Raw genomic sequence first — 24,259 nt, forward strand, 5'->3', positions numbered from 1 at the left:
GCGCGTCAGCCGAGGTCGAGGACGAGATCGGCCCGGTCTCGACCGGGGGCGATCAGGCGGGCGTTGGCCTCGTCCGATCGGGCCACCCAGGCGCGCGCGTCGGCGTGGCCCTTGCCGTGGCGTACGTGCCGGTCGACCAGGCGGCGGATCCGCAGGCCGTCGTCCGGGGCGAGGTACCACGCCTCGTCGAGCAGGGTCCGCACCCGCGCCCACTCCCCCGCGTCGTGCAGCAGGTAGTTCCCCTCGGTGATCACCAGGGGTACGGCGGGGCGGACGGCGATGCTTCCGGCGATCGGCTCTTCGAGCGAGCGGTCGAAGGCCGGCGCGTAGACCGTACTGCCGCCCGGTTCGCGCAGCCGGCGCAGCAGGGTGGTGTACCCGGCCGCGTCGAAGGTGTCCGGGGCGCCCTTCCGGTCGGCCCGGCCCAGCCGTTCCAGCTCGGCCTGGGCGAGGTGGTACCCGTCCATCGGCACCACCACGGCCAGCGCCGAGCCCAGTTCCGCGGCCAGCCGCTCGGCGAGCGTCGACTTACCGGCCCCCGGCTGCCCCGCGATCCCGAGGATCCGCCGGCCGCCCTGGCCGGCCCCACCGGCCAGGGCGCGGGCTCGTGCTACGAGTTCCGTCGTGTCCACGTCCGTATCCTGCCCCAGCACGTCTCCGGGCGAGGGCTCCGGGCGTGGTTCAGGCGGAAGGCCGCCAGCCGGGATCCCGGCCGGTGGCGGCCAGCAGCGCTTCGAAGGGCGAGGCGTCCGTCGCGACCCGCTTCGGCTCGTCGAACATCCCCGCGTCACGTGCGGCCGGGGCCAGGTCTCCGATCACCCCGGCGAGCACCTCCACGCCCGCCGGGTCGGGAGTGAACTCCTGCCCCGTGGCTCGCGCGAGGTCCCAGACGTGCACGGTCATGTCGAGCAGCACCAGGGTCCCGACGGTGCGGGCGGGCTGGTGCATCCCGCCCGTGGTCCCCTCCTCGGCACCCGGCTCGCCCCAGGCCGCGGCCAGCCGGCCGGCCTCCTCGGCGAACAGCCCGCGCCAGTCGCCCGTACCCACGTGGTGCGGGTCCTCCTGGAAGCGGCTGGGCTGCTTCCGGGCGAGCCGGGTGAAGTTCACGACGACGTCGAAGAGGTGATCGGTCAACTTCCGTACGTCATAACGGGCGCAGGGCGTCGGATCGCCGAGCTGCTCCTCCCGCACCGCCCGCACGGCGGGCACGGCCCGCGCGGCGGCCGCGCCGAGCAGAGAGCTGATGCTGCTGCTGTTGTCCATGCACCGACGGTAGGGCCCCGCCCGGGCTGCGACGGGGAGCCCCGCCCATTCCCCGGCCGGGGCCGTCCGGGCCGCCGCGTCCTCACCCACGGCACAGCCGGGCGACGCGCTCCAGCTCGTCGGCGAACACCGCCGGGTCCCGGGGGCCGATGTGGGACGCGGCGAGGGACCGTACGCGGAAGCGGTTGTCCGGGGTCAGCTCGTCGGCGTCCCTGATCATCAGGTCCTGCAACGCGGGCGGAATCGCGCGGTCCGCGGTGAACCGCAGGAACGTCCGGGGCACCCTGCCCCACGACTGCGGCAGGCCGCGGGCGTCACTGCCGGCGATCGCCGCCGACTCGTCCGGTTCCAGGATGTTGAGCAGTGCGCGGACCTCCTCGTCCGGCAGGTCGGCCCCCAGCACTTCCTTCGCCGCCCGGAAGAGGTCCGGTGCGCCGGAGCGCCAGTTGACCCGGGTCACCCCCAGCTCCGGGGCCGTACGGACGGCGGGGATCAGGGCGATGGCACTGGACGCCGCCTCGGGAGTCGACATCAGTTCCAGCATGGTTGCCCGCTTGGTGGGGCAGAACGCCGAGGCGTACACGAGGTGCGCGATCAGCTCCGGCACCGCGTTGGCCACGGCATTGAGGGTCACCCCGCCCATGCTCTGGCCCACGAGCACCACCGGTCCGTTGCGGTGCGCCCGCCGCACGACGGCCGTCACGTGCGCGGCGAAGTCGGCCAGGGTCACCTTGGAGAGCGGCGAGGGCTCGGTGCGCAGCGCTTCCGGATCCTGCGGGGCCTGATAGGAGACCGGGAAGTACGCCCCGGGGCCGTGTCCGGGCAGGTCCACGGCCACCGCGCGGTGGCCGCGCAGGCCCAGCTCGCCCAGCAGCGCCGACCAGCCGTAGGAGTTGCTGCCCGCTCCGTGGACGAGCACGAAAGTCACCGCGCCGCCCCTCGGCCGCTCCCCCGCCACGGCCGCGTCCGCTCCGGCTCCCACCATCGCGGCGGACCCCGCGCCGGCCACCGCGGCCCGCAGCACACCCCGCCGCGACTGCCGTCCCCGACCGTCCGGCCCGCTCGTTCGCGTCGTGTCATCCATGTCGTGGAGCCTAAGAGTTGACGCACTCATGATCGTCCGGATTCGGCCACCACCTGCGCAACCAGCGGCGCAGCTGCCGTGATCCATGCGGTAGGGAGCACCGGCCGTCAGATTGCCGCCGATCGCGGGGAACGTGCCACACTCCCCGCATGCCGCCCTTCGTGAGTGTCGCCGCCTACGCCCCGCCCGGTGTCGGCATGCTCGCGGTCGGTGTCGTCACCGAGGTGTTCGCCGCGCGCGCGGGGCTGCCCCGTTTCGACTTCACCCTGTGCGGCGACCGGCCCGGGCCCGTTCCCACCGACGTCGGCGTGGCGGTCACGGTCGAACACGGCCTCGACCGGATCGCCTCCGCGGACCTGGTGATCGCCCTGCCGTGGGCCGAGTTCCGGGCGCCGCTCGCGCCCTCCGTACTGGAGGCACTGTCCGCCGCCCATGCCCGCGGGGCTCTGGTCGCGGCGCACTGCGTCGGCACCTACGCGCTCGCCGCCGCCGGGCTGCTCGACGGGCGGCGGGCCACCACGCACTGGCGGTTCGCCGAACTCCTGGCCCGCCGCCACCCGGAGGTCACCGTCGACCCGCACGCCCTCTACGTCGACGAAGGCCGCGTCATCACGGGCGCGGGAGCGGCCGCGGGCTTCGACCTCTGCCTGCACCTGCTGCGGCGCGAGTACGGCGCCGCGACGGCCAACGCCATCGCGCGCGATCTCGTACTGCCCTCGCACCGCGAGGGCGGACAGGCGCAGTACCTCGCCGCCCCCGTCCCCGAGGACTCGCAGGACGAACGCCTCACCGAGGTCCTCGCCTGGGCCCGCGAGCACCTCCACGAGCCGCTGCCCGTCGCGGAGCTGGCCCGGCGGGCCGTGATGAGCAAGCGCTCCTTCGCCCGCCGGTTCACGGCCGCGACGGGCACGACCCCCCACGCCTGGCTGGTCAACCTGCGGCTGAGCCGCGCCGAAGAGCTGCTGGAGACCACCGACCTGCCCGTCGAGGAGATCGCCCGCACGGTGGGTTACACCAGCGCGGCCGTCCTGCGCGAGCAGTTCGTACGCCGACGCGGGGTGCCGCCCCGCTCCTACCGCCGCTCCTTCACGCGCACCCCGTAGCGAGCCGGCCTCCGCTCCGGCTGCCCTCCCCCAGGTCCCGCACCCGGGGCCGTTGCCCCGGGGCTGCGGCCGTTTGTCCGATTCCTTGGATCTTGCATGAGCAAGGAGATAGCTTGACACCATGGATGTGCCCCTGGAATCCGGGGAGTTTCCCCCTGCCCCGGCCGATGACGCCGAGGACGACCGCTGGTGCACGGCGGTACGGCTGCTGGGCCGGATGGAGCGTCAGCTCGACGAGGTGCTGCAAAGGCGCCACGCCCTGCCGCTCTCCGAGTACCGGGCCATGTGCGCGTTGAGCCGCCCGGAGAGCGGGGGTGCGCTGAGGATGGGCGAACTGGCCGAGCGCATCGGGATGAAGGACAGCTCGACCACCCGGCTGATCGCCCGCCTGGAAGCCCAGGGACTGGCCGAACGGACTCCCGGCGCCGGTGACGGCCGGGCGGTGACCGCCGCCGTCACCGATGCCGGGCGGGAACGCTACGCGGCGGCGACGTCCACCTACCGGGCCGCCCTGGGCGCCGAACTCGAAGCGGCCCGGGCCACTGTCCACCTCGCCGGCCTCGCCGGCCTCGCCGACTGGGTCCGTACCGGAGAGACCCCACCGCTGCTCCGCCCCGGGAGCGCGTAGGGCCGCAGTGGCCCATCACCTCGCGGACCTGCTCCATGCCGTTCCGCGAAGGGCTGGAGTTCACCCACGAAGCCACGGGCGCACGGGCGCACGGGCGCACGGGCGCACGGGCGCACGGGGCATGCGGTGCTCCACGCCCGCAGTCGAATCAAATCAGGAATGGAGCCACACGTGGCGAGCATCAGCCGTACCGCACTGGTCGAGGACCTGATGGGGCGCTTCCCGCACGTCCCCCGGGAAGCCGTGATCAAGGAGGACCTCCTGCGGGGTGGCATGGCCTTCGACGAGTCCGCGCTCAGCGGCACCGCCGACGGGGGTTCAGGCGACGTCAAGCCGAAGTCCTACTTCATCTTCTCCTTCGACCACCGCACGCTGCCGGAGCTCGGTGCGGCCGCGCTGAACCGGCCTCCCGAGGAGATCGTGCTCACGGGCGGACCGTACGAGCTGCGCCGCACCGTCGTGTCCGTACGGGTCAATCCGGACTCCCCGTACGTCGTGCGTGGCGGTGAGGACGGCACGCTCGGCCTGTACCTGGACGGCGTACGGATCGCGGACGTCGGGCTGCCGCCGATGCCGGAGTACTACCGGCACACGTTGTCGAACGGCAAGTCGGTGATGGAGGTGGCACCGACCATCCAGTGGGGCTACCTCGTCTACCTGACGGTCTTCCGGGTGTGCCAGTACTTCGGGGCGAAGGAGGAGTGCCAGTTCTGCGACATCAACCACAACTGGCGCCAGCACAAGGCGGCCGGACGGCCGTACACCGGGGTGAAGCCGGTGGAGGAGGTGTTGGAGGCCCTGGAGATCATCGATCGGTACGACACCGCCGGCACCTCCCGGGCCTACACCCTCACGGGCGGCTCGATCACCTCCCAGGTCGCCGGCCGCGACGAAGCGGACTTCTACGGCCACTACGCGAAGGCCATCGAGGAGCGGTTTCCGGGCCGCTGGATCGGCAAGGTCGTCGCCCAGGCGCTGCCCCGTGACGACGTGCAGCGTTTCCACGACCACGGCATCCGGATCTACCACCCCAACTTCGAGGTGTGGGACCGCCGGCTGTTCCAGCTGCACTGCCCGGGGAAGGAACGCTACGTCGGCCGCGACGAGTGGCACCGCAGGATCCTGGACTCCACCGAGGTGTTCGGTGCGCGCAATGTGATCCCGAACTTCGTGGCGGGCATCGAGATGGCCGAGCCCTTCGGCTTCACGAAGGTGGGCGAGGCGATCGAGTCGACCGCCGAGGGTCTGCGGTTCTTCATGTCGAACGGGGTCGTTCCGCGCTTCACGACCTGGTGCCCGGAGCCGACGACACCCCTGGGCAAGGCCAATCCGCAGGGCGCACCGCTCGAATACCACATCCGGCTGCTGGAGACCTACCGGGCGACGCTGGAGGAGTACGGCCTCAGCTCCCCGCCCGGCTACGGCCCGGCCGGTCCCGGCCGCGCGGTGTTCTCCGTCAGCTCGTTCATGGACAGCCTGGAGGGCCTGGAAGGCCTGGAGGAGACGGCTTCCTGACGGACCGAGCCGGGCGCCGCCGTCATCGGGATGAGCGGCTCGGTCTCCGTCGTGCGGCAGCTGCTGGCCGCGGGGCTGCTCGACGAGCTGCACCTGCTGGTGCATCCGATCGCCGTGCGCAAGGGCATGCGGCTCTTCGAGGAGGACGGCGCCGCGATCCCGCTCGAGCTGATCTCCTCCGAGACCTTCCGGACCGGCGTACTGAACCTCCACTACGCCCCTGCCGAACCACCGGGCCGGGCAACCTACGTCGACGCCAAGACGCACCTGTCGCCATCCGATCACTAGGTCCTGACCGGAGGCGGTCGGCCCGGCCGGGACCTGGGGTCGAGGCCTCGGGCTGAGGCCTCCGGTTGAGGCTTCGTCCCAGCGGCGTAGCGTGGAAACAGAGGCAGTCCGGCGGCGGGCGTGGCATGAGCCGGCCGTCCGAGCAGGAGCGGGCACAGCCGGCTGCACCTCCCCCCACGCACAGGAGCGATCGCCATGGGCAAGCCCTCGATCGAGCAACTGCGGGAACGCGCACGCGGGGCGGTCGTCACCCCCGAGGACGATGCCTACGACGAGGCGCGCAGGGTCCACAACGCGATGATCGACCGGAGGCCGGCCGTCGTCGTGCGCTGCGCCAACGCGGGTGACGTCATGGCCGCGGTCGACTTCGCACGGGAGAACGAGCTCGACCTCTCGGTCCGTGGCGGCGGGCACAGCGTGCCCGGCTTCGGTACCTGCGACGACGGCGTCGTGGCCGATCTGTCCGGGATGCGAGGGGTCCGTGTCGATCCCGCGCGGCGGACGGCGCGGGCCGAGGGCGGGGCGACCTGGGGCGACTTCAACGCGGCTACGCACGCCTTCGGTCTGGCCACGACCGGCGGGATCATCTCCACCACCGGTGTCGGCGGGCTCACCCTCGGCGGCGGCATCGGCTACCTGTCCCGGGGACTGGGCCTCAGCTGCGACAACCTGATCTCGGCCGACGTGGTGACCGCGGACGGCCGGCTCGTCGTCGCGAGCGAGGAGGAGAACGAGGACCTCTTCTGGGCCCTGCGCGGCGGCAGCGGCAACTTCGGCGCGGTGACGTCCTTCGAATTCCGGCTCAGCCCCGTCAAGGACATCTACGGCGGCCCGATCCTCTACGAACTGGACGACGCCGCAACCGTCCTGCGGTCCTTCCAGGACCTCATCGCCGACGCGCCGGAGCAACTCGGCGGGTTCCCGGCCTTCCAGCTCGCCCCGCCGCTCCCCTTCATCCCGGAGAACCGGCACGGCGACGCCTTCATCCTGATCGTGTCGTGCTGGTCCGGTCCCGTCGAGGAGGGAGAGCGTGCCCTCCAGGCGTTCCACGACATCGCGCCGGTGGTCGCCGAGCACGTAGGCCCCATGCCGTATCCCGCGCTCAACAGCGCCTTCGACGCGCTCGTACCGCCCGGCCTCCAGCACTACTGGAAGGCCAACTTCGTGACCGAGCTGAGCGACGCCGCGATCGAGGCGCATCTCGTGCACGGACCGAAGCTGCCGGCCGTGAACTCGACCGTGCACATCTACCCCATCAACGGCGCCTGTCACCGCGTCGCGCAGGACGCGACGGCCTTCGCCTACCGCAACGCCACGTTCGCCACCGTCATCGCCGGCATGTGGCCCGACCCCGCCGACAACGAGGCCAACACCGCCTGGGTCCGCGACTACTACGAGGCGACCGCCCCGCACTCGGAGGAGGGCGGGTACATCAACTTCATGGCGGACGACGACCAGGACCGCATCAGGTCCAACTACAAGGGCAACTACGACCGGCTCGTGCAGGTCAAGCGGACGTACGATCCGGGCAACCTGTTCCACCTCAACCAGAACATCAAGCCCTAGTCAGCGGGCCGTCAGCACCATCCTCGCAGAGCAACTCCCCCGGGATCCCTTCGTCTTCACAGGCACCGGTCACCGCAGTGACAGTCCGCGATGATCGTCGTGCCGGTCGTGACCATGTGTGTCACGCTGGAGGCCCCGACCCCTGTGAAGGAGCCTCTGCCGTGCTGGAACGCAAGCTGCGCAAGGACCGTACCGAGGTCACTTTCATCCTGCCCGCCGACCGGCCCCCGGGTCCCGTGAGCGTGGTGGGCGACTTCAACGACTGGCAGCCCGGTACCCATACGCTCCGGCCCCGCAAGGACGGCAAGCGCGCGGTGACCGTCGAGCTGCCGAGCGAGCGGACCCACTCCTTCCGGTACTTGGCCGCCGGCGACTACTGGTTCAACGACGAGACCGCCGGCGACCAGGACGGCCCCAACAGCCGCCTGCACACCTGAACCCGATCCCTCAGGCCGGACCGCTGCGCCGCCCCGGAAGCAGCAGGGCGAGGTGGCGGGCGGTGTCGCGGGTGCGGCGCGGTACGCGCCGGCCGCGCTCGACGAGCCGGGTCGCGTGGCCCACCGCGCGCAGCGCGCGGACCGATCCGACGGCCGGCACGGCCCTCACCAGCGTCGACATGGCCGAGTCGGCCTCGCGCCAGTCACCGGCGCGGGCCAGGGTCCGGGCCAGTTCGGCGGCGAACAGCACACGGTAGGCGGGTCCGTCGGCGTCGGCGTGTGCCGCACCGTGGAGCAGCGCGGCCGCCCTGTCCCATTCCCCCAGCGCGGCCCGCGCGAGTCCGTGGTGGCCGTCGAATTCCCGCTGGTCGAACCACCAGGCCCACGCGGGGTCCCGGTCCGTGGGGCCGTCCGCGAGCAGCTGGGCGGCGGTGTGCAGGGACCGCAGGGCCTCCGGCCCGCGCCCCATACGGGCCAGGGCCCGGCCGGCGCGTACGTGGAAGATCGCCGCCACCCGGCCCGGAAGGTCTTCGCGGGCCAGGACGGACGAGGCGATCCGCAGCGAACGGGCGGGCCGGCCCAGGTGTTCCTCCTGCATGCCGAGTACCGCGAGGATCAGCGGTTCGACGGCGGCCGGTCCGTCCCTGCCGCCACGGGCCAGTCGCAGGGCCCGGAGATGGAGCCGGTACGAGGTGTCGTGCTGCTCGGCGTCGAAGGTGATCCACGCCGCGACCTGGAACAGCTCGGCGAGCGCGGCCCGCTCCGCGTCGCTGCGCGCGGGGCGCCGGCCGGCGCCGCGTACGGCGTCCAGTGCCGCTCCCGCCGCCCACCGGGCCCCGGCGGTCACGTCGAGTGCCACCAGCCTCTCGGTCGCGGCCCTCACCTCGTCCACCGGGAGTTCCGGCACGTTCAGCCCCCTGCCCCACCGCGGTCCCCGGCCCGGCGTGTCTGCGGACCCCGGACCCCAGCATGCTGCACGAGCCCGCTGCCTCCTACCGGAATTCGCCCGGTCCTCGGCTCATCCGGTCCGCGGCCGGGCCAGTGCGGCGAGGGCGGCCGCGCCCGCGAGGGAGAGGGCGGCTGCCACCCGTAGGACCGCCTCGGTCGCGGGCCCGTCGGCGGCCGCTCCGGCCGCGGAGCCGCTGACCGCTTCGAGTGCGGTGGATGCCACGGCGACCGCCACGGCGCCCAGCAGCACCAGCGAGGTGAGGACGAAGCCGGATGCCGCCGCGAGGCGGGAGGCGGGGACGTAGGACTGGGTCGCCACCTGGGTGAGCGCCCAGCCCAGGCCCACCCCGATGCCGACGAGGGCGAAGACGGCCGTGTACAGGGCGAGGGAGGTGGCCCAGGTGAGGGCGAACAGGCTGACTCCGCTCAGCAGCATCCCGGCGGCCATGAGCGATTCCGCCCGCCACCGCCGGGCCAGCCGGCCCGACCAGTAGCTCGCGGCCCCGGCTCCGCCGGACAGCGCGAGGAACACCAGCCCCGACTCCAGCGGCGAAAGCCCCCGGGCCTGTTGCAGGTACAGCGCGGACAGCACCGCCACCAGGCAGTACACGACGTTGGACAGCGAACCGGCGGCCGTGACGAGGACGAACGGGCCGTTGCGGAGCAGCCCGAGGTCCAGCAGCGGCTCATCGGCCCGGCGCTCGATCACGGCGAAGGCGGCCAGCAGCGCGGCGCCCCCGGTCAGACAGAGCAGGGTGGACGGCGAACCCCACCCCCAGTGCGTGCCCTGGTCCACCGCGAGCATGATGCCGCTGATGCCGCCAGCGAGGGTGGCGACGCCGGGGACGTCCAGCCCGCGCACCGCCTGCTCGTCGCGCGTCTCAGTTACGGAGCGCAGCATCAGTACGGCTGCCACCACGCAGAAGGGCACGTTCAGCAGGAAGACCGCGCGCCAGCTCACGTGCTCGGCGAAGGCACCGCCCACGAAGGGGCCCAGGGCGGTCCCGACGGCGCTGAACGCGAGCACCGTGGCCACTGCCCTGCCCTGGCGGTCGTCCCGGAAGTACGCGGTGACGACGGCGACGGCCACGGGGAAGACGAACGCCGCGGCAGCCCCCTGGACGACCCGTCCGGCGATCAGCCACCCGACGCTCTGCGCGGCGCTGCACACCACGGACAGCGCGGCGAAGCCCCCCAGGCCCCACACGAGCACCCTGCGCCTGCCGAGCAGATCGGCGGCCCGACCGCCGACGATCATCAGCGCGCCCAGCGCCAGCATGTAGCCGCTCACCAGCCACTGCAGGTCGGTCGTCGGTGTGCGGAACTCGCGGGCGATCACGGGGAGCATCAGGTTGAGGGCGAACCAGTCCATCTGCACCAGCAGCATGGAGAGGGCGGCCGCGGCGATGACGGCGCGGTCTCGCGTGGTGAAGAGACCCGGGCTTCGCTTGCTCACGGAGGTCATGGCGGCCCGTCCGTTCGATGCGGTACGTACTCATGATCCCCCGCGCCTCTCGTTTCGGCATCGGGTGACCAAAAGGAGCGCTCGGCAACCTTCCGTGTCAGCGTGGGTGGAGCACGACCCCTTCCACACGCATCCAAGGAGTGACCTTCATGGGCGGTAGCAAGGCCAAGCGCCAGGAACCGGGCAAGGGCCGCGAGGAGCAGGAGCGCCTGATGCGCCCCGGCCAGGACCCGGTCCACCCCGAGCCGAGCCGGCCCTCCCCCGGGGGGAAGGGCCCCGACGAAATGAAGCGTCGGCGCGAGGAAGACCTGATGCGCGACAAGGAGGACCTGAGCGACGAGGAGCTCTGACCGGAGCTCCCTCGCCCACGCACGCAGCGCGCCCGGCCGGGCGGCAGTCGCCCGGCCGGGCCGCTCGTCCGGCCGGGGCCTCGTCCGGCCGATGTCCGGGGTGAGCGCCTACGCCGCCACCCGGCCGCCGCTCACACGCCTATCGCCCCGTCGATCCGTTCGCGCAGCAGGTCCGCGTGTCCGTTGTGCCGGGCGTACTCCTCGACCAGGTGGATGAGCACCCACCGCAGTGACACCCTCCCGCGCCACGCGTCGTCGCCCTCGACGTCGAGGTCGGGCGCTCCGGCGACGAAGCGGTCGGCGAACGCCACTTCGGCCCGCCACGCCTCCCAGGCCGCGCGGACCGCCTCGGCGTCCCCGGACTCCGCCCCGTCGAAGTCCCCGTCGGGCTCGGCCTCCGAGGAGAAGCGGGGAGCCACGTCCTGACGGGCCAGAACCTGCCGGAACCAGCGGCGTTCCACGTCGGCGAGGTGCCGGACCAGGCCCAGCAGCGAGAGCGTCGACGGCTCCACCGACCGCCGGGACAACTCCGCTTCCAGGCCCGCGCACTTCATCTCCAGGGTCGCGCGCTGATCCGCCAGGAAGCCGACCAGCATGCTCCGCTCGTCACCGGTCGCGGGCCCGCGGAACCGCCCGTCCTGCGCGGGGCCGACGAAGAATTCAGCTCTGCTGCGTGGGGTCGTCATGGCGGGAGGCTATCGAGGCCGTGATCGACGACTCCTCCCGGGTCGGGCAGGGTCCGGCAGGTCGGGCCAGGGCGCCGCCGATTTGCGGGGAACCCGTATCTGGGGTTGTTTCGAAGTAAGTGCGTACGTGGTTTCCGTCTCCCCTCGGTCTGGGGGTGCACCACCGTGTTCTTCGCCGATCGCGCGGACGCCGGCCGGCGCCTTGCCGAAGTGCTCAGGCACCTGTCGCAGGAGGACCCCGTCGTCCTGGGCCTGCCCCGCGGCGGTGTACCGGTGGCCTTCCACGTGGCGCGGGCGCTCGGAGCCCCGCTCGATGTGATCGTGGTCCGCAAGCTCGGCGTGCCCTACCACCGCGAGCTGGGGTTCGGCGCCATCGGCGAGGGCGGAGTGCGGGTCATCAGCGAGGAGATCGTGGCCCGCAGCGGGGTCCGGAAGGAGGATCTGGACGCCGTCGAGCGCGCCGAGGAGGCGGAACTCGCCCGGCAGGCCAAAAGGTTCCGGGCCGGCCGGACGCGGGTGCCGCTCGACGGCCGGACGGTGATCGTCGTCGACGACGGGATCGCGACCGGCGCCACGGCCGCGGCAGCCTGCGAGGTGGTACGGGCGATGGGCGCGGCGCGCGTGGTGCTGGCCGTTCCGGTGGCGCCACCGGATGCGGTCGCCTGGCTGCGTTCCGCGGCGGACGACGTGGTGTGCCTATCCACGCCCCGTGGCTTCTCCGCCGTCGGACAGTGGTACCAGGACTTCTCCCAGACCCCCGACGAGGAGGTCGTCTCCCTGCTGGCACAGAGCGCCGACCGCCCCCCGCCCCGCGGTGCGGAGGTCGAGGTGGACGCGGGCGGCGTCGGGCTGGCCGGTGACCTCGTCCTGCCGCCGGCCGCCGGGGCGGTCGTCGTCTTCGCCCACGGCTCCGGCAGCAGCCGCCGCAGCCCGCGCAACCGGTCGGTGGCGGCGGCCCTGCGGCAGGCGGGCCTGGGCACCCTGCTCTTCGACCTGCTCACACCGGCGGAAGAGGCCGACCGGGCGAACGTCTTCGACATCGAGACCCTGGCCCGGCGGCTGACGGAGACCACGGCCTGGCTGAGGCGCCGCGAGGCAGCCCTCCCCATCGGCTACTTCGGGGCGAGCACCGGGGCCGCCGCCGCGCTGTGGGCCGCGTCCGCCGGGGCGGACGCGGGCGCGGACGTGGGCGCCGTGGTCTCGCGCGGGGGCCGTCCCGACCTCGCGGGGTCACGGCTCGCCGGCGTGCGGGCGCCGACCCTGCTCATCGTGGGCGGCCGCGACACGACGGTGCTCGACCTCAACCGGCAGGCCCAGGCACAGCTGCGCTGCGAGAACCGCCTGGAGGTCGTGCCCGGCGCCACCCACCTGTTCGAGGAGCCGGGAACGCTGGACGCGGTGGCCGGCCTCGCCCGCGACTGGTTCACGAGGCACCTCATGCCTCCGGCCGGCTAGCTCCTGTCCGGAGGCAGGTGTTCCACGGCGGCGGGCTCGAAGGCGATCCGGGTCCTGGTCCGTCGTCCGCCCACCGCACCTCGATGACGCAGCCGGTGAAGGGGCTCGAGTCACGGTTGTCGGCGGGGAGTCCGGAGGCCATGTGCGCAGCCTGATCGAATGATGACCAGGTCAACAAGCCGATCGGAAGGGTCCGTTGCGGCCGCACCGGCCCGACCCCCTGTCGCCCGGCGGGTCCGGGCGACAGGGGGCGGACGGTGGTCAGCGCCGTCCCGGGAACGGCGGCGCGGCCGGGATCAGGAGCAGGTGGTGAAGGTCGGGCTGGTGTTGGCGATGTAGAGGGTCGCACCGCCGGTCGGGTCGTCCTTGACGGGGACGGTAATGGTGTCGTCGGCCTTCCAGGGGAATCCGCGCGCGTCGAACGTCCAGTTGCCGGTCACCTTCTTCGCCAGCACGGACAGGGTCACCCATCCGTACTGCGCGGGCGGGACCGACACCTGGATGGCGTCGCCCACGCTCGTGGAGCCCTGCCAGACGTTGGTGAACGACAGGCTGGTGCTGATCCTCGTCATCAGTGCCGGGGCGGCGCCCGCGCTGAGGTCCGTCGACAGCTGGGTCGTGATGCTGCTCTGCCAGCCGGTGGTCTTGGTGACCGAGAAGGTCTGGGCGACCGGGGAACCGGAGTTGTTGTACCAGACCGCGGAGGCGCAGACCTTCGGCAGGGGCGCGGCGGGGGCCTCGCTCTTCACCGACCAGGAGCAGCTGGAGGGGTCCTTCTGGCAGGTCCGGGCGCCGTGGTCCACGGCCAGGTTGAAGGCGGCCGCCGAGTTCGTGCTCCACCGCTGGTTGACGCCGGCGTGGCAGTTGGACTTTCCGGTCCACGCGTCGTCGTACTGGGCGTTGCCGATGAGGTCGAGACAGGAGTTGTCGCTCTCGTTGCGGATCATGAAAGCGGTGGTGGAGCCCGCCACCGGCTGGAAGTACCACTTCTGGCTCTTCTGGCCGCGGCAGGTCTGCTGGCGCAGCGCGGGCCAGCTGAGGTCGATGCACTTGCCGGTGGTGCCGTTGACGATGGTGAAGCTGAAGTCCGCCGGGTCGACGTTCAGGTTCCAGGACTGGTGGTAGCCGGGCGCCGAGTTGGTGACGATGTACGCCCCGTCGTCACGCGAGCCGTTCTGTACGTCGAGCTGCCGGCCGTTGCTGACGGACTTGAGGCTCACGCACTGGAGCGGGGAGCCGCAGGTCTCGTCCGCGTGGGCGGTGGCCGCCGCCAGGGGGGAGGCCATGATGCCCAGGGCGACGCAACACGTCGCCAGGGCGGCGGCGAGCATGCGCAGGAGGGCCGTGGAGCGTTCCGGCGCGGAGGCCGGGGTTGACGTCATGGGTGGGGCCTTTCGTTTCGGTCGGGAAGTGCTGGGGTCACTGGGGTGGCCGGGGTCACTGGGTGACCGGGGTGAGGAGGCCTTCATGAGCCGCGCCGGCGGCGAACGCCGACTCCAGGCGCGGGACGTAGTCCACGAGGTCCTGGCTCCAGCAGCCGCTGGTGTGGCCGCCGCGGCAGTTCTCGCCCCAGCCGGAGCCGTTGCCGTAGTTCACGTAGTGGTAGGGAAACCCGAGGGCGTCCAGCCGGTCCCTGGTGTGCCGCGCCGCGGACTCGACCCAGAACTCGCCGTCGGCCGGATTCCCGCCTCCGTTGCCGGTGTAGACGGCGATGCCCATGCCTGCCAGGGCGGCCATGTGCGCGGTGGGATCGGCCGCGTTCCAGCGCCAGTCGGCGTCGAACACCGGATAGGGCGTGCCGAAGACGGCGTCGCTGGACACCGCGGGCCCGAAGTCGAGGGCGCAGGAGGGACCGGAGCCGGCGCCGCAGAGCGGGGCGCCGATGTTGGTCAGGGTGGCGACGACGGCGGCGCGGATGACCGCGTGGTCCCTGGACAGGTCGTTGGCGCCGGAGAAGGTCGCGACCTGGCTGAACAGGTCGGGGTGGCGCTGGGCGTAGTGCAGGGCGCCGAAGCCCCCCATGGAGATGCCCGCGACGGCCCGCCCCTGCTTGCCGGTGACGGTGCGCAGGTTGGCGTCGATGAAGGGGATCACCTGCTTGATGTGGAAGTTCTCCCAGTTCTGCGCCCCCGCGGCGGTCTTCTGGTCGAGCCAGTTGGCGTACCAGCCGCGCAGGCCCCCGTCCGGAATGACCGTGATCATCGACTGGGCGGCCGTGAGTGCGGGGTAGGCCAGTGCGGGGTTCCCGGGGTTGTCGGACGCGCCGTGCAGGAAGTAGAGGACCGGGTAGCGCCTGGCCGGGTTGGCCGCGTAGTCGGCGGGCAGCAGGATCCGGATGCGGTGCTCGCCGGCCACCTCGGGCGTGACAACGGTGACCACGAAGTTGGTCCCGGTCCCCGTCACGGCGGAGACCTGGGTCAGGCCGGACCCGTCCGTCATGGCGGGCGGCCCCTGGGGGTCGGCGTGCACGGGCGGCGTGCCCAGCAGGAGCACGGCGGCCGTCAAGGCGATGACCGCCGCCTTCGCGCGCAGCAGCCGGGCGGATGAGCGCCGTCTCGTCGAGGATGTTCGAAGGGGATTGTTGGCCATGGGCCGAGTGTGGCCCAGACGCCACGTCAATTTGGAGTCTAGTTCTAGAAAATTTCTCCGCTTTGAATGGCCGGAACCACGTCATGCCGACGGCGCCGGCCGGAGCTGTGAAGCCGGGGGCCGAGGCCACGAGTGCGAACTCGCGTCCTCGGCCCGGGTGTCGCCGGCTACTGCTTGTTCTTGGCCAGGTCTTCCTGGAACAGCTTCTCGCAGGCGGGGCTGGTGTCCGTGGCGATGAACGACACCATCAGCATGGCACCGGCCTTGCCGTGGTGGCTCGCCTTCATGCTCCAGCCGCTCTTGTCCAGCGTCTTGATGACCGAGAGCTTCTGGTCGAGGGTCTGAGATTCCTTCCATCCGCCCTTGGTCAGGGCGGCGACCGTGTCGTCGTAGGACTTCTTCGAGTCGGCGGCCTTCTTGGTGTCCGCGGCCCAGGAGACCATGCAGGACTTGAGAGCCGCCGGGACGTCGTCCCCCGCCTTCTCGGCGAATCCGGCCGCCGTGGCCGCACCCTCGATCTCCTTCTTCACCGCCGCTGAGTCCAGGGTGCCGGCCGACCCCGCCTTGGCAGGGGCGGAAGAGCCGGAGGAGGGTACGTCACCCGGCTTGCCCTTGTCCGAACCGCCCTCGCTGCCGCAACCCGCGACCAACAGCACCACACCGGCAGCCGCTGCCGCCCACCTCGCCTTGCGCACTTCAACCCATTCCCGTGTGCACGCGGGCCCGTTGCCCTCGTGATCAAGGAAGAAGTCTGCCACGGAGGTGCGGGTACGGCCCGGCCCCGCGGACCGGGCACAGCAGGCTGTCGCACGGACACGGGCCGTCACCCGGCCGGGTGCGCGGAATTCCGGAGCGGCGCATTACCCCGCCGAAACGGGGCAGGAGCCGTTTGCGAGATTGGAGAGAACATCATGATCGTCCTTGGCGTAATCCTGCTGATCATCGGCTTCCTCACCGGTATCTCGATCCTCTGGACCATCGGCATCATCCTGCTCGTCGTCGGCGCGGTCCTGTGGATCCTGGGGGCCGTCGGCCACTCGGTCGGAGGTCGACGCCACTACTACTAGCGGCACCATTCGTCTCCGTCGGCCGGCGCGATTCCCCTGCCGTACACGGCCCGGTCAGGGCCGGGCGGCAGGTGCGCCGGCGCGGCCGAGGAGTTCGGCCAGGCCGCGGCGGGTGGCGGCCAGCACGACCCGGTCGTCGGGCTTGAGCACGTAACCGGGGTGCAGCTCCCACACCAGTCCCTGCCCCGGCCCAAGCTCCCTCACGGGGGAGGGATGCCAGGTCGGGGCGGCGGTCTTCGGGGGAGGCCGTGTCAAGGGCGATCACCCGCCAGGCACCGGGACGGAAGGACTCGGTGATCGAGCGCCCTTCCAGCTGCGGGTGCCCCGCCACGTCGACGACGGCGAAGAGCAGCACCCGGCGTTCCACCGCGATGGCGCCGAGGATCTGGCGGCCCATCATCGCCCCTGCGAAGGCGGGGGCGGCGAGGTGGGTCACGCTGCGGCTGCGGGTGAGGGCGTCCGGGTGGGCGACCTTCAGGGTGCGGTACACGGCGGTCGCGAAGTCGTCCTCGTACAGGCGCAGTACGACCCGCAGATCGGGCTTGACCCCGCGGGCGTACAGCGCGGCTTCCAGATTGGTGGTGTCCGAGCTGGTCAGGGCGAGCAGCGCGTGCGCGCGGTGGATGCGGGCGGCCTCCAGTACGCCCTCGTCGGTGACGTCGCCGACGACCACGGGCACCCGCAGGCGGCGGGCCAGTGCCACACCCCGGGCCTGCGGGTCCGATTCCACGCACACCACCGGGATCTCCAGCTCCTGCAGCCGCGCCAGCACCCGGGCACCGATCTTGCCCAGTCCCAGCAGCACCACGTGCCCCGACAGCCCGCGGGGCGGCCGGCGCAGCACGGTGGCCGTGCGGAACGCTCCCAGCGCTTCGAGCGCGGCCGCCACCAGTACCGGCAGGAGGAGCAGACCGACGAATCCGGACAGGATCTGCAGCACCTGCCGCTGTGTGGGGTCTCCGACCGCCGGATCGTTGATCGCGAAGATGTCGAGCAGGGTGATGTACGCGGCGTGCAGGGGGTGATCGCCCGTGGTCAGCCAGGACGCCACGGCGAGTGCGGTGACGGCTGCGACGATGCCGCCCAGTGACCAGCGCAGCCGTCGGGAGAACAGGTAGGCCACCGGCAGCGAAGCCGCTCCGAGTCTGGGCGGCGCCGCCTGCGCCGGGGCCGCGTGGGCAACCGCTTCCAGGGCCACGGTGCCACGTCCCGTGGCAGCCGCCACCGCGCGGTCGTCGGGAAGGAGTTGAAGCCCGCGTTCATCCCCGAGGACGGAGCTCTCGCTGCCGGCCGGGTCGGTGGATGTCGCGGACAGCAGCGCGAGGGTGCACAGGCCGGGGTCGGCGGTCCGGCCCCGGCCGGGAGGCATCCGTTCGACCGCCCGCAGCAGCAGACCGTCCGCCTGGACCACCTTGCTCGTCCCCGCGACCGCGCTGGCGGCCAGTGCGGGCGCGGCCGTGTCGGCGTCGGACAGGACGGTCGTGGCGGAGTCCCGCTCGCGCGGGTCGAGCCCGGGTTCGGCGACGATCGCCGCCTGGTCCAGGAGGTCCTCCAGGTGCTGGCCGAGCTTGCGGTTGTAGAGTCGGATCACCAGCCGCAGCCTCGGGTTGAGCCGCCGCGCCACCAGGGCGGCCCGTACGTTCCTGTCGTCGTCCTCGTAGACGAGCGCCAGTGCGGCGGCGCCGGCCACTCCCGCGGCGGACAGCACCTCCTCGTCCGGCTCCGCGGCCTCCACGACCTGCGGCTCCTCCGGAAGCCGCTCCCCCGCCGCCGCGCGCAACGCCCTGGCCGACGGGATGCGGCCCCAGCGCACCCGCCGCGCGGGCGGGCCCACCGCGAGCGGTGGCGCGCTCGCGGGGGGCACCACCAGCGTCACCCGCTCCCCGTACACCTCACCGAGCTCGGCCGCCAGCCTGCGGGCCAGTCCGTCGTCACCGCACACCACCATCCGGTCCGCGGCGCCCGGGGGTTGAAGAACCTGCTGCGGAATCTGCACCGGACCAGCATGCCTTGCGGTCCCGCCGACGATCCCGGCGGACCCGCCGCACCCCGGCCCGCCCCTCTCGCGGCGCTCCGGTCGCGGGTCCAAGCTGGAGTGGAGTCTTGTGCTCCACCGCGACCACCCCGACAAGGGAGCGCGCCCGATGACAGCAACCACACGCGAGGACACGCCTGTCGCAATCGAAGGCGGAGGCGTGGAACTTCGGACTCAGGAGATCGGCGGCGACATGTCGGTCGCCTTCGTCCGCTTCCCTGCGGGCACGGACATGGGTCCGGCCCTTGAAGGTCTACGGCCCGACGGTCTCTGCCCCTGCCCGCACTGGGGCCACCTCGTCAAGGGGCGGCTAAAGATGCGCACGCCGGACGGCGACGAACTCTACGAGGCGGGTCAGGTGTTCTACTGGCCCCCCGGCCACACACCCGTGGCCCTGGAAGACTGCGAATACATCGACTTCTCCCCCACCCGGGCCTTCACCGAAGTCATCGACCACATCAAAGGCCGAGGCTGAGCCGACCGCTCTCACCGGTGCGGGCTCAGGGCGGTGGTGAACCACGTGAACACCGGGGCGAGGCTCGGCGACACCGGCCAGCTGTTGATCGTGGCGAGGAGCTCCCAGTAGCGCTCGGCGCGCGGGTCGGCGGCGGTCTCCAGGCGGGCCAGGAGCCAGCGGCGCAGGTCACCGTCGTCGGCGCGCTCGAAGGCGTGGGCGTAGAGGGCGGCCAGGGAGTCCGTGATCGGCGCCGCCTCGGCGGAGGCCGGGAGGATCCCGGCCGCGAGGGCTTCGTCGATCCGCTCGCGCACGGCTTCGTTGAGTTCGTGGTGCAGGCTGCCGGCGTCCCCCTGGGAGCGCTCTTGTGCCTGGTACTCGGCCATGCGGCGTACGGCCTCACGGAAGCCGGTGTCCTGGCAGAGTTCGGCGAGTTCCACCCAGGCCTCGACCTGTTCGGGCGTGGGGTCCCCGGGGAGCACGGGCATGGCCGATCGCATCAGGGCCACGAACTCGGGGTTGGCGTCCAGGCTGCCGAAGGTGTCGTCGACGAAGTCGGTGACCAGCCGGTGCCGTTCGGCCTCCGAGAGCTTGGCGAGTCGGTGCATGAGGTTCAACTCCATGGGGGTGGGGCCGCGTCGGGCGACTGCTCGCAGTACTGCCCGGCGCAGGCGAAGGGTCTGGATCTGGACGTCCAGGGCGTCGGCATGGGCCCGCGCGACGTCCGGTACCGAGACCTCCTGGTCCAGTACCTTCCGTACGGTGTCCAGGTCGAGCCCGAGATCGCGCAGCGTCCGGGCCAGGTCCAGCCGGGCGAGCGCGTCGACGTCGTACAGCCGGTAGCCCGCCGGGCTCCGTTCGGTCGGCGGCACGATCCCCTCGTCGGAGTAGAACCGGACGGTCTTCACCGTCAGGCCGGTCCGCCGGGCCAGTTCCCCGATGGAGTAGAGCGCGTCGCTGTCCATGCCCCCACCTTGCCGTCTCCCCCTACGGGAGACTCAACCCCGCGGCGGCCCCGCGGCGCGCAGGGTCGGCGAGGAGTCCGGCCCGGTCTTCCAGGACGCCGGAGAGGATGCTGCGGGCGACCCGCAGCAGCTCGGCGGTCCGGGGGCTGGTGAGCGCGTAGTGGACGTGGGAGCCCTCACGGCGGCTGGTCACCAGGCTGGCCTTGCGCAGGACCGCCAGTTGCCGAGCGTCCCCCAGGTCGCCCCGGTGGTCCCGGGCATCAACACCCACGCGCTACGGCCGGGCATCACGCCCACGCGGCGCGCAGCTCCTCTCCATGGGCGGCCAGCCAGGTCCGGAAGTCCTGGAGCGCGGGATTGAGCTCGCGGACGGCGATGAGGTCGCGGGCCGCGGTGAAGTGGTCCTCGCAGTCGGCGTAGAACTGGAACATGTTCCCGGCCTCGTCGGCGCCCGGGAAGCCCAGCGCCCGGAACGCGCCCGCGGTGACCGGTCGGTACCGCACGGTCTGGCCGAGGGCTTCCGAGAGCGCCGACGCCATGTCGGCGACCTTGAGGTGCTCACCGGCGATGCTGACGGTGGCGGCGATGAGGTCGGTGTCGCGCTTGAAAACGGCCAGTGCGGTCTTGCCGATGTCGTCCACCGCGATGCCGGAGAGCCTGCTGTCGCCCATCGGGAGGACCAGCTCGAAGGCGCCGTCCTCCGCGCGCTGCGGGGAGAACATGCCGAGCAGGTTCTCCCAGTAGAACGTGGACCGCAGGAAGGTCGTCGGTACGCCCGCCTCGGTGAAGTACCGGTCGGCCTCCGCCTTGCCGTCGAAGTGCGGCACCTTGTAGTGCTCCTGGAGCGTGGGCATCCGCGTGTCCTCCAGCGGGATGCACTCGCGCGTGTCTTCCAGCGTGGACCAGATCGCGTGCTGGACCCCGGCATGCGACGCGGCCTGGGCGAGCGCCAGCGCCTGGGCCTTCTCCCGCTCGGCGGACATGTGGTCCCAGAAGTCGGTGACCAGGTAGGCGCCGTACGCGTGCTCGAAGGCCGGTCCCAGGCTCGCCTCGTCGTCCATGTCGGCCTGGATCACCTGCACCCCGAGCCGTTCCAGCTCCCGGGCCTTCTCGGAGTCCGCGCGGCGGGTCACCGCCCGCACCGCGAAGTCGCCCTCCCGATCCGCCAGGATCGCCCGTACCAGGCCACCGCCCTGCGCGCCGGTCGCACCGAACACCGTGATCGTCTTCTTCTCGCCCATGACTCCTTTCTTCGCACACTCTCCGCGTCCGGGTCGTCACGCCACGCGGATCCGGTGCTGCCTACCCCGTAACCCCACCGGTGGCGGATCGTTTCTCTGGATGTCGCAGATACACACCCGCGTCCCCCGCGTCCCCCGCGGTGTACGCGGCCCAGGGCCCGGGGAGACCATCACCCCCGGGCCCTCGGTCTTGCCATGGCCTCCCGCACGGTCGCGGCCACGCGCTCGGAGTGCGGGCCGCTGACGGTGATCCGGGCGAAGGGCGACGGCGGCCGCAGGTCGACGAAGACGACGTCCGGGTGCGTACGCCGGACCGCCACGAAGTCTTCGCCGGTGGCGTGCCGCCACCTCCCCAGGCACAGCGCGCCGGGAACGAGCGTGCCCCGAGCCCGTACTCCGCGCAGGGCGCGCCACCAGTCCCTCGTGGTCCCGACGCGGGTCAAGCTCGCCAGCGGGACCCGTACGTCACCGCGCCGAGCCACCGGCCTCTCCCACCAGGCCAACCGGACCACCAGATCGTCACCGTCGACACACACCCGCGCCATGACGCACCCCCTTGCAGCCGAGAATCTGGTCCTCCTGACCGGAGTATGCCCATTTGTAATGGTCTGGGCGCGGCTTCCGGGCCGCGGAAAATGCCGTGCCCTCGACCGGACCCGCTCACTACACTCGCCGTACGCGCCGCCGACAGGGCGGTGTCGCACGCCTCATGCCGAGTGAAGACAAGAGAAGGGGAGCCGGGCCATGTGCATCCACCGCACCGCGGCCGCCGTCGCTCCCCCGTCCCGGTACGACGTGATCCCGGTGTCTCACGGCGCGCGGTGCCGGCTGCGCGGCCGTCACCGTATGCCCGTGACGCACTGTTAGTTCCCTTCTCCCCCGCTTCCTTTACGCCGTCCGCCCGGGCCTGCCCGGACAGACGGCGGCACGGCCGCGCGGGGCGGGGCGGGACCGCGTCCGGGAATCGCGCTGCCCTCTTGCTCATCTTCGAAATCATTCGAAAGGCCTCGGGCCATGCGCACCAGCCGGCGACCTCTCGCCACCACTTCCCCCGCCACCACCGCCATCCGGAACCTGGGCATCCTCGCCCACGTCGACGCCGGCAAGACCACGATCACCGAGCGCATCCTGTTCGCGACCGGTGCCATCCACAAGCGGGGCGAGGTGCACGACGGTACGACCGTCACCGACTTCGACGCCCAGGAACGCGACCGGGGCATCACCATCTTCGCCGCGGCCGTCAGCTGCACCTGGAAAGGACACCGCGTCAACCTGATCGACACTCCGGGCCATGTCGACTTCTCCGACGAGGTCGAACGGTCCCTGCGGGTGCTGGACGGGGCCGTCGCGGTGTTCGACGCCGTCGCCGGAGTCGAGCCGCAGAGCGAGTCCGTGTGGCGGCAGGCAGACCGGCACGGCGTGCCGCGGATCGCCTTCGTCAACAAGCTGGACCGGGCGGGCGCCGACCTCGACACGGCCGTCGCCTCGATCCGGGAGCGGCTGGGCGCGGTTCCCCTGGTGGTCCAGCTGCCCATCGGGAGCGAGGACGCCTTCACCGGCGTCGTCGACCTGCTGGGGATGCGCGCGCTGCTCTGGCGCGCCGGCCACGACTCGTACGAGACGGGGCCGGTACCCGAGCCGCTGCGCGAGGAGGCGGACCGGCGCCGCCGGCTCCTGGAGGAGACGGTGGCCGAGCTCCACGCGGACGCCCTGGAGGAGTTCTGCGCGACGTCGGCACTGACCGAACGGACCCTGGCCCGCGCCCTGCGGGAGCTGACGCTCCGCGGGGACGGCGTCGTGGTGCTGTGCGGCTCGGCGTACCGCAACCGCGGTGTCGAGCCGCTGCTGGACGCGGTCCTGGCGTACCTGCCGTCGCCCGCCGACATGCCGCCGGTACGCGGCGCGGCCGACGGCACGGAGCAGGAGCGCGCGCCCGATCCGGCGGAGCCGTTCGCGGCCCTCGCCTTCAAGGTGACGGCGACGGCGACCGGCCGGCTCACCTACCTGCGCGTCTACGCGGGCACGCTCCACAAGGGCGAGTCCGTGCTGGACTCCGGCACGGGCCGTACGGAGCGGGTCGGCCGGATCCTGCGGGTGCAGGCCGACCGGCACGAGGAGCGGGAGCAGGCGGTCGCCGGTGACATCGTCGCCGTGATCGGGCTGAAGGCGGCCCGGGCGGGCTCGACCCTGTGCGCGCCGGGCGCGCCCGTGGTCCTCGAACCGCCCTCGGTGGCCGATCCGGTGGTTTCGGTGGCGGTCGAGGCCCGCCGCAGCTCCGACACCGGGCGCCTCTCGGCCGCGCTGGCGCGGCTCGCCGAGGAGGATCCGTCGCTGGTGGTGCGGTCCGACCCGGAAACCGGGCAGACCGTGCTGTCGGGGATGGGTGAACTCCACCTGGAGGTCGCGGTGGAGAAGATCCGCAGCGGCCACGGGGTGGAGGTCGTCGTCGGGCGGCCGCAGGTCTCGTACCGGGAGACCGTCGTACGCGGGGTGAGCGGGCTCGTCCACCGGCATGTCAAACAGGACGGTGGCGCGGGCCAGTTCGCGCACGTCGTCATCGATGTCGAGCCGTTGGAGGAGGTGGGCTTCGAGTTCCGGTCGGCGGTCGTCGGCGGCCGCGTGCCGCAGGAGTACGCGCGCGCCGTGGAGGCGGGCTGCCGGGACGCCCTCACGGAGGGCCCCCTCGGGGGCTTCCCGGTGACGGGGCTCCGCGTCACGCTCACCGACGGGGCGACGCACTCCAAGGACTCTTCGGAGATGGCGTTCCGGGCGGCGGGCCGGTTCGCGCTGCGCGAGGCGCTGCGCCTCAGCACGATGGAGCTGCTGGAGCCCGTCGTGGAGGTCACGGTGACGGTTCCGGAAGACGGTGTGGGCGGAGTGCTCGGTGATCTCGCGGCGCGCCGCGGCCGGGTCTCGGGGTCCACGTCCGAGTCCGGCAGCGCGGTGATCACCGCGGCCGTGCCGCTGGCCGAGCTCTTCGGGTACGCGTCCCGGCTGCGCGGGCGCACCCAGGGCCGGGGCGCCTTCACCACCCGCCCGGCCGGCCTGGCGCCGGTCCCGGCCTCGGTCGCGGGCACCCTGCTGACCCGGTAGCGGCCGGTCCGGCCGCCCCGCCCCCCG

Annotated in this window: 23 protein-coding genes and 2 pseudogenes; 11 read left to right on the forward strand and 14 right to left on the reverse strand. The window is 72.4% G+C overall.

The annotated features are described in order from the left end of the window. Positions 1-5: 5 nt before the first annotated feature. The 3 genes from AB0D48_RS32915 to AB0D48_RS32925 all read right to left on the reverse strand — a co-directional run bounded on the left by AB0D48_RS32915 (position 6) and on the right by AB0D48_RS32925 (position 2,347). Positions 6-632, reverse strand: coding sequence for a nucleoside/nucleotide kinase family protein (locus tag AB0D48_RS32915; protein ID WP_362405394.1), 627 nt, complete (start codon positions 630-632; stop codon positions 6-8). A 49-nt stretch (positions 633-681) separates the two neighbouring features. Further along, positions 682-1,263, reverse strand: a complete 582-nt coding sequence (locus tag AB0D48_RS32920; RefSeq protein WP_362405397.1) for a TIGR03086 family metal-binding protein — start codon at positions 1,261-1,263, stop codon at positions 682-684. A gap of 82 nt (positions 1,264-1,345) precedes the next feature. Further along, positions 1,346-2,347 carry an alpha/beta hydrolase gene (locus AB0D48_RS32925; protein WP_362405400.1) on the reverse strand — a complete coding sequence of 334 codons (1,002 nt, stop codon included), beginning with the start codon at positions 2,345-2,347 and terminating at the stop codon, positions 1,346-1,348. A 149-nt stretch (positions 2,348-2,496) separates the two neighbouring features. Here AB0D48_RS32925 and AB0D48_RS32930 point away from each other — a divergent pair, with 149 nt between their 5' ends. The 6 genes from AB0D48_RS32930 to AB0D48_RS32955 all read left to right on the forward strand — a co-directional run bounded on the left by AB0D48_RS32930 (position 2,497) and on the right by AB0D48_RS32955 (position 7,884). After that, positions 2,497-3,450 (forward strand): helix-turn-helix domain-containing protein, encoded by a 954-nt coding sequence (locus AB0D48_RS32930; protein WP_362405402.1) that lies wholly within the window; start codon positions 2,497-2,499, stop codon positions 3,448-3,450. A gap of 121 nt (positions 3,451-3,571) precedes the next feature. Next, positions 3,572-4,078, forward strand: coding sequence for a MarR family winged helix-turn-helix transcriptional regulator (locus AB0D48_RS32935; RefSeq protein WP_362405405.1), 507 nt, complete (start codon positions 3,572-3,574; stop codon positions 4,076-4,078). Between the two features lie 171 nt (positions 4,079-4,249). Continuing rightward, positions 4,250-5,593, forward strand: a complete 1,344-nt coding sequence (locus AB0D48_RS32940) for a radical SAM protein (RefSeq protein WP_362405407.1) — start codon at positions 4,250-4,252, stop codon at positions 5,591-5,593. Positions 5,594-5,623: 30 nt separating this feature from the next. Further along, positions 5,624-5,881, forward strand: a complete 258-nt coding sequence (locus AB0D48_RS32945; RefSeq protein WP_362405410.1) for a dihydrofolate reductase family protein — start codon at positions 5,624-5,626, stop codon at positions 5,879-5,881. A gap of 195 nt (positions 5,882-6,076) precedes the next feature. After that, positions 6,077-7,447 (forward strand): FAD-binding oxidoreductase, encoded by a 1,371-nt coding sequence (locus AB0D48_RS32950; RefSeq protein ID WP_362405413.1) that lies wholly within the window; start codon positions 6,077-6,079, stop codon positions 7,445-7,447. Positions 7,448-7,608: 161 nt separating this feature from the next. Next, positions 7,609-7,884 (forward strand): isoamylase early set domain-containing protein, encoded by a 276-nt coding sequence (locus AB0D48_RS32955; protein WP_362405416.1) that lies wholly within the window; start codon positions 7,609-7,611, stop codon positions 7,882-7,884. A gap of 10 nt (positions 7,885-7,894) precedes the next feature. Here the strand turns inward: AB0D48_RS32955 and AB0D48_RS32960 are convergent, their stop codons facing one another. Together AB0D48_RS32960 and AB0D48_RS32965 are read right to left on the reverse strand one after the other, a co-directional pair. Continuing rightward, complete coding sequence (locus tag AB0D48_RS32960) at positions 7,895-8,791, reverse strand: DNA-binding protein (protein WP_362405419.1); 897 nt, start codon at positions 8,789-8,791, stop codon at positions 7,895-7,897. Positions 8,792-8,902: 111 nt separating this feature from the next. Continuing rightward, positions 8,903-10,288, reverse strand: coding sequence for an MFS transporter (locus tag AB0D48_RS32965; protein ID WP_362405422.1), 1,386 nt, complete (start codon positions 10,286-10,288; stop codon positions 8,903-8,905). A 158-nt stretch (positions 10,289-10,446) separates the two neighbouring features. Here AB0D48_RS32965 and AB0D48_RS32970 point away from each other — a divergent pair, with 158 nt between their 5' ends. Next, positions 10,447-10,647 (forward strand): hypothetical protein, encoded by a 201-nt coding sequence (locus AB0D48_RS32970; protein WP_362405425.1) that lies wholly within the window; start codon positions 10,447-10,449, stop codon positions 10,645-10,647. A gap of 131 nt (positions 10,648-10,778) precedes the next feature. On the opposite strand, the gene AB0D48_RS32975 is transcribed toward AB0D48_RS32970, so the two are convergent. Further along, the gene (locus AB0D48_RS32975) at positions 10,779-11,333 is read right to left on the reverse strand and encodes a DinB family protein (protein ID WP_362405428.1); all 555 of its coding nucleotides are present in this window, start codon (positions 11,331-11,333) and stop codon (positions 10,779-10,781) included. A 165-nt stretch (positions 11,334-11,498) separates the two neighbouring features. Here AB0D48_RS32975 and AB0D48_RS32980 point away from each other — a divergent pair, with 165 nt between their 5' ends. Continuing rightward, complete coding sequence (locus AB0D48_RS32980) at positions 11,499-12,788, forward strand: alpha/beta family hydrolase (protein WP_362405430.1); 1,290 nt, start codon at positions 11,499-11,501, stop codon at positions 12,786-12,788. A 296-nt stretch (positions 12,789-13,084) separates the two neighbouring features. Here the strand turns inward: AB0D48_RS32980 and AB0D48_RS32985 are convergent, their stop codons facing one another. From AB0D48_RS32985 to AB0D48_RS32995, 3 genes are all read right to left on the reverse strand, one after another. Next, positions 13,085-14,170, reverse strand: coding sequence for an RICIN domain-containing protein (locus AB0D48_RS32985; protein WP_362405433.1), 1,086 nt, complete (start codon positions 14,168-14,170; stop codon positions 13,085-13,087). Between the two features lie 55 nt (positions 14,171-14,225). After that, complete coding sequence (locus AB0D48_RS32990; RefSeq protein ID WP_362405436.1) at positions 14,226-15,377, reverse strand: alpha/beta hydrolase-fold protein; 1,152 nt, start codon at positions 15,375-15,377, stop codon at positions 14,226-14,228. A gap of 167 nt (positions 15,378-15,544) precedes the next feature. Next, positions 15,545-16,072, reverse strand: coding sequence for a hypothetical protein (locus tag AB0D48_RS32995; RefSeq protein ID WP_362405439.1), 528 nt, complete (start codon positions 16,070-16,072; stop codon positions 15,545-15,547). A gap of 216 nt (positions 16,073-16,288) precedes the next feature. On the opposite strand from AB0D48_RS32995, the gene AB0D48_RS33000 reads away from it, so the two are divergent. Next, a complete protein-coding gene (locus tag AB0D48_RS33000) occupies positions 16,289-16,444 on the forward strand; it encodes a DUF6131 family protein (RefSeq protein WP_362405441.1) in 156 nt (51 codons plus the stop codon). A gap of 54 nt (positions 16,445-16,498) precedes the next feature. Here AB0D48_RS33000 and AB0D48_RS33005 read toward each other — a convergent pair. Further along, positions 16,499-18,392, reverse strand: a pseudogene (locus tag AB0D48_RS33005) (NAD-binding protein). A gap of 196 nt (positions 18,393-18,588) precedes the next feature. Here AB0D48_RS33005 and AB0D48_RS33010 point away from each other — a divergent pair. Continuing rightward, a complete protein-coding gene (locus tag AB0D48_RS33010; RefSeq protein ID WP_362405444.1) occupies positions 18,589-18,954 on the forward strand; it encodes a hypothetical protein in 366 nt (121 codons plus the stop codon). Positions 18,955-18,965: 11 nt separating this feature from the next. Here AB0D48_RS33010 and AB0D48_RS33015 read toward each other — a convergent pair whose 3' ends face one another. The 4 genes and pseudogenes from AB0D48_RS33015 to AB0D48_RS33030 form a co-directional block, all read right to left on the reverse strand. Next, positions 18,966-19,898, reverse strand: coding sequence for a MerR family transcriptional regulator (locus AB0D48_RS33015; RefSeq protein ID WP_362405446.1), 933 nt, complete (start codon positions 19,896-19,898; stop codon positions 18,966-18,968). Positions 19,899-19,920: 22 nt separating this feature from the next. Beyond that, a pseudogene (locus AB0D48_RS33020) lies at positions 19,921-20,127 on the reverse strand (helix-turn-helix domain-containing protein); the annotation flags it as partial. Positions 20,128-20,185: 58 nt separating this feature from the next. Then, positions 20,186-21,139, reverse strand: coding sequence for an NmrA/HSCARG family protein (locus tag AB0D48_RS33025; protein ID WP_362405449.1), 954 nt, complete (start codon positions 21,137-21,139; stop codon positions 20,186-20,188). Between the two features lie 170 nt (positions 21,140-21,309). Then, entirely contained in the window at positions 21,310-21,684 is a 375-nt protein-coding gene (locus AB0D48_RS33030; RefSeq protein WP_362405451.1) for a hypothetical protein, read from the reverse strand. Positions 21,685-22,153: 469 nt separating this feature from the next. On the opposite strand from AB0D48_RS33030, the gene fusA reads away from it, so the two are divergent. Further along, positions 22,154-24,232 (forward strand): elongation factor G, encoded by a 2,079-nt coding sequence (fusA, locus tag AB0D48_RS33035; protein ID WP_362405454.1) that lies wholly within the window; start codon positions 22,154-22,156, stop codon positions 24,230-24,232. Positions 24,233-24,259: the final 27 nt, after the last annotated feature.

Origin of the sequence: Streptomyces sp. NPDC048269 (assembly GCF_040652395.1) — a bacterium.
Taxonomy (GTDB): Bacteria; Actinomycetota; Actinomycetes; order Streptomycetales; family Streptomycetaceae; genus Streptomyces.

Bases quoted from the DNA above. Each gene is read 5' to 3' on its own strand.
- AB0D48_RS33010 (WP_362405444.1), top strand. From the start codon at position 18,589: ATGACAGCAACCACACGCGAGGACACGCCTGTCGCAATCGAAGGCGGA.
- AB0D48_RS32950 (WP_362405413.1), top strand. From the start codon at position 6,077: ATGGGCAAGCCCTCGATCGAGCAACTGCGGGAACGCGCACGCGGGGCG.
- AB0D48_RS33015 (WP_362405446.1), bottom strand. From the start codon at position 19,898: ATGGACAGCGACGCGCTCTACTCCATCGGGGAACTGGCCCGGCGGACC.
- AB0D48_RS33025 (WP_362405449.1), bottom strand. From the start codon at position 21,139: ATGGGCGAGAAGAAGACGATCACGGTGTTCGGTGCGACCGGCGCGCAG.
- fusA (WP_362405454.1), top strand. From the start codon at position 22,154: ATGCGCACCAGCCGGCGACCTCTCGCCACCACTTCCCCCGCCACCACC.
- AB0D48_RS32920 (WP_362405397.1), bottom strand. From the start codon at position 1,263: ATGGACAACAGCAGCAGCATCAGCTCTCTGCTCGGCGCGGCCGCCGCG.
- AB0D48_RS32970 (WP_362405425.1), top strand. From the start codon at position 10,447: ATGGGCGGTAGCAAGGCCAAGCGCCAGGAACCGGGCAAGGGCCGCGAG.
- AB0D48_RS32990 (WP_362405436.1), bottom strand. From the start codon at position 15,377: ATGGCCAACAATCCCCTTCGAACATCCTCGACGAGACGGCGCTCATCC.
- AB0D48_RS32945 (WP_362405410.1), top strand. From the start codon at position 5,624: ATGAGCGGCTCGGTCTCCGTCGTGCGGCAGCTGCTGGCCGCGGGGCTG.
- AB0D48_RS32935 (WP_362405405.1), top strand. From the start codon at position 3,572: ATGGATGTGCCCCTGGAATCCGGGGAGTTTCCCCCTGCCCCGGCCGAT.
- AB0D48_RS32975 (WP_362405428.1), bottom strand. From the start codon at position 11,333: ATGACGACCCCACGCAGCAGAGCTGAATTCTTCGTCGGCCCCGCGCAG.
- AB0D48_RS33030 (WP_362405451.1), bottom strand. From the start codon at position 21,684: ATGGCGCGGGTGTGTGTCGACGGTGACGATCTGGTGGTCCGGTTGGCC.
- AB0D48_RS32925 (WP_362405400.1), bottom strand. From the start codon at position 2,347: ATGGATGACACGACGCGAACGAGCGGGCCGGACGGTCGGGGACGGCAG.
- AB0D48_RS32985 (WP_362405433.1), bottom strand. From the start codon at position 14,170: ATGACGTCAACCCCGGCCTCCGCGCCGGAACGCTCCACGGCCCTCCTG.
- AB0D48_RS32930 (WP_362405402.1), top strand. From the start codon at position 2,497: ATGCCGCCCTTCGTGAGTGTCGCCGCCTACGCCCCGCCCGGTGTCGGC.
- AB0D48_RS33000 (WP_362405441.1), top strand. From the start codon at position 16,289: ATGATCGTCCTTGGCGTAATCCTGCTGATCATCGGCTTCCTCACCGGT.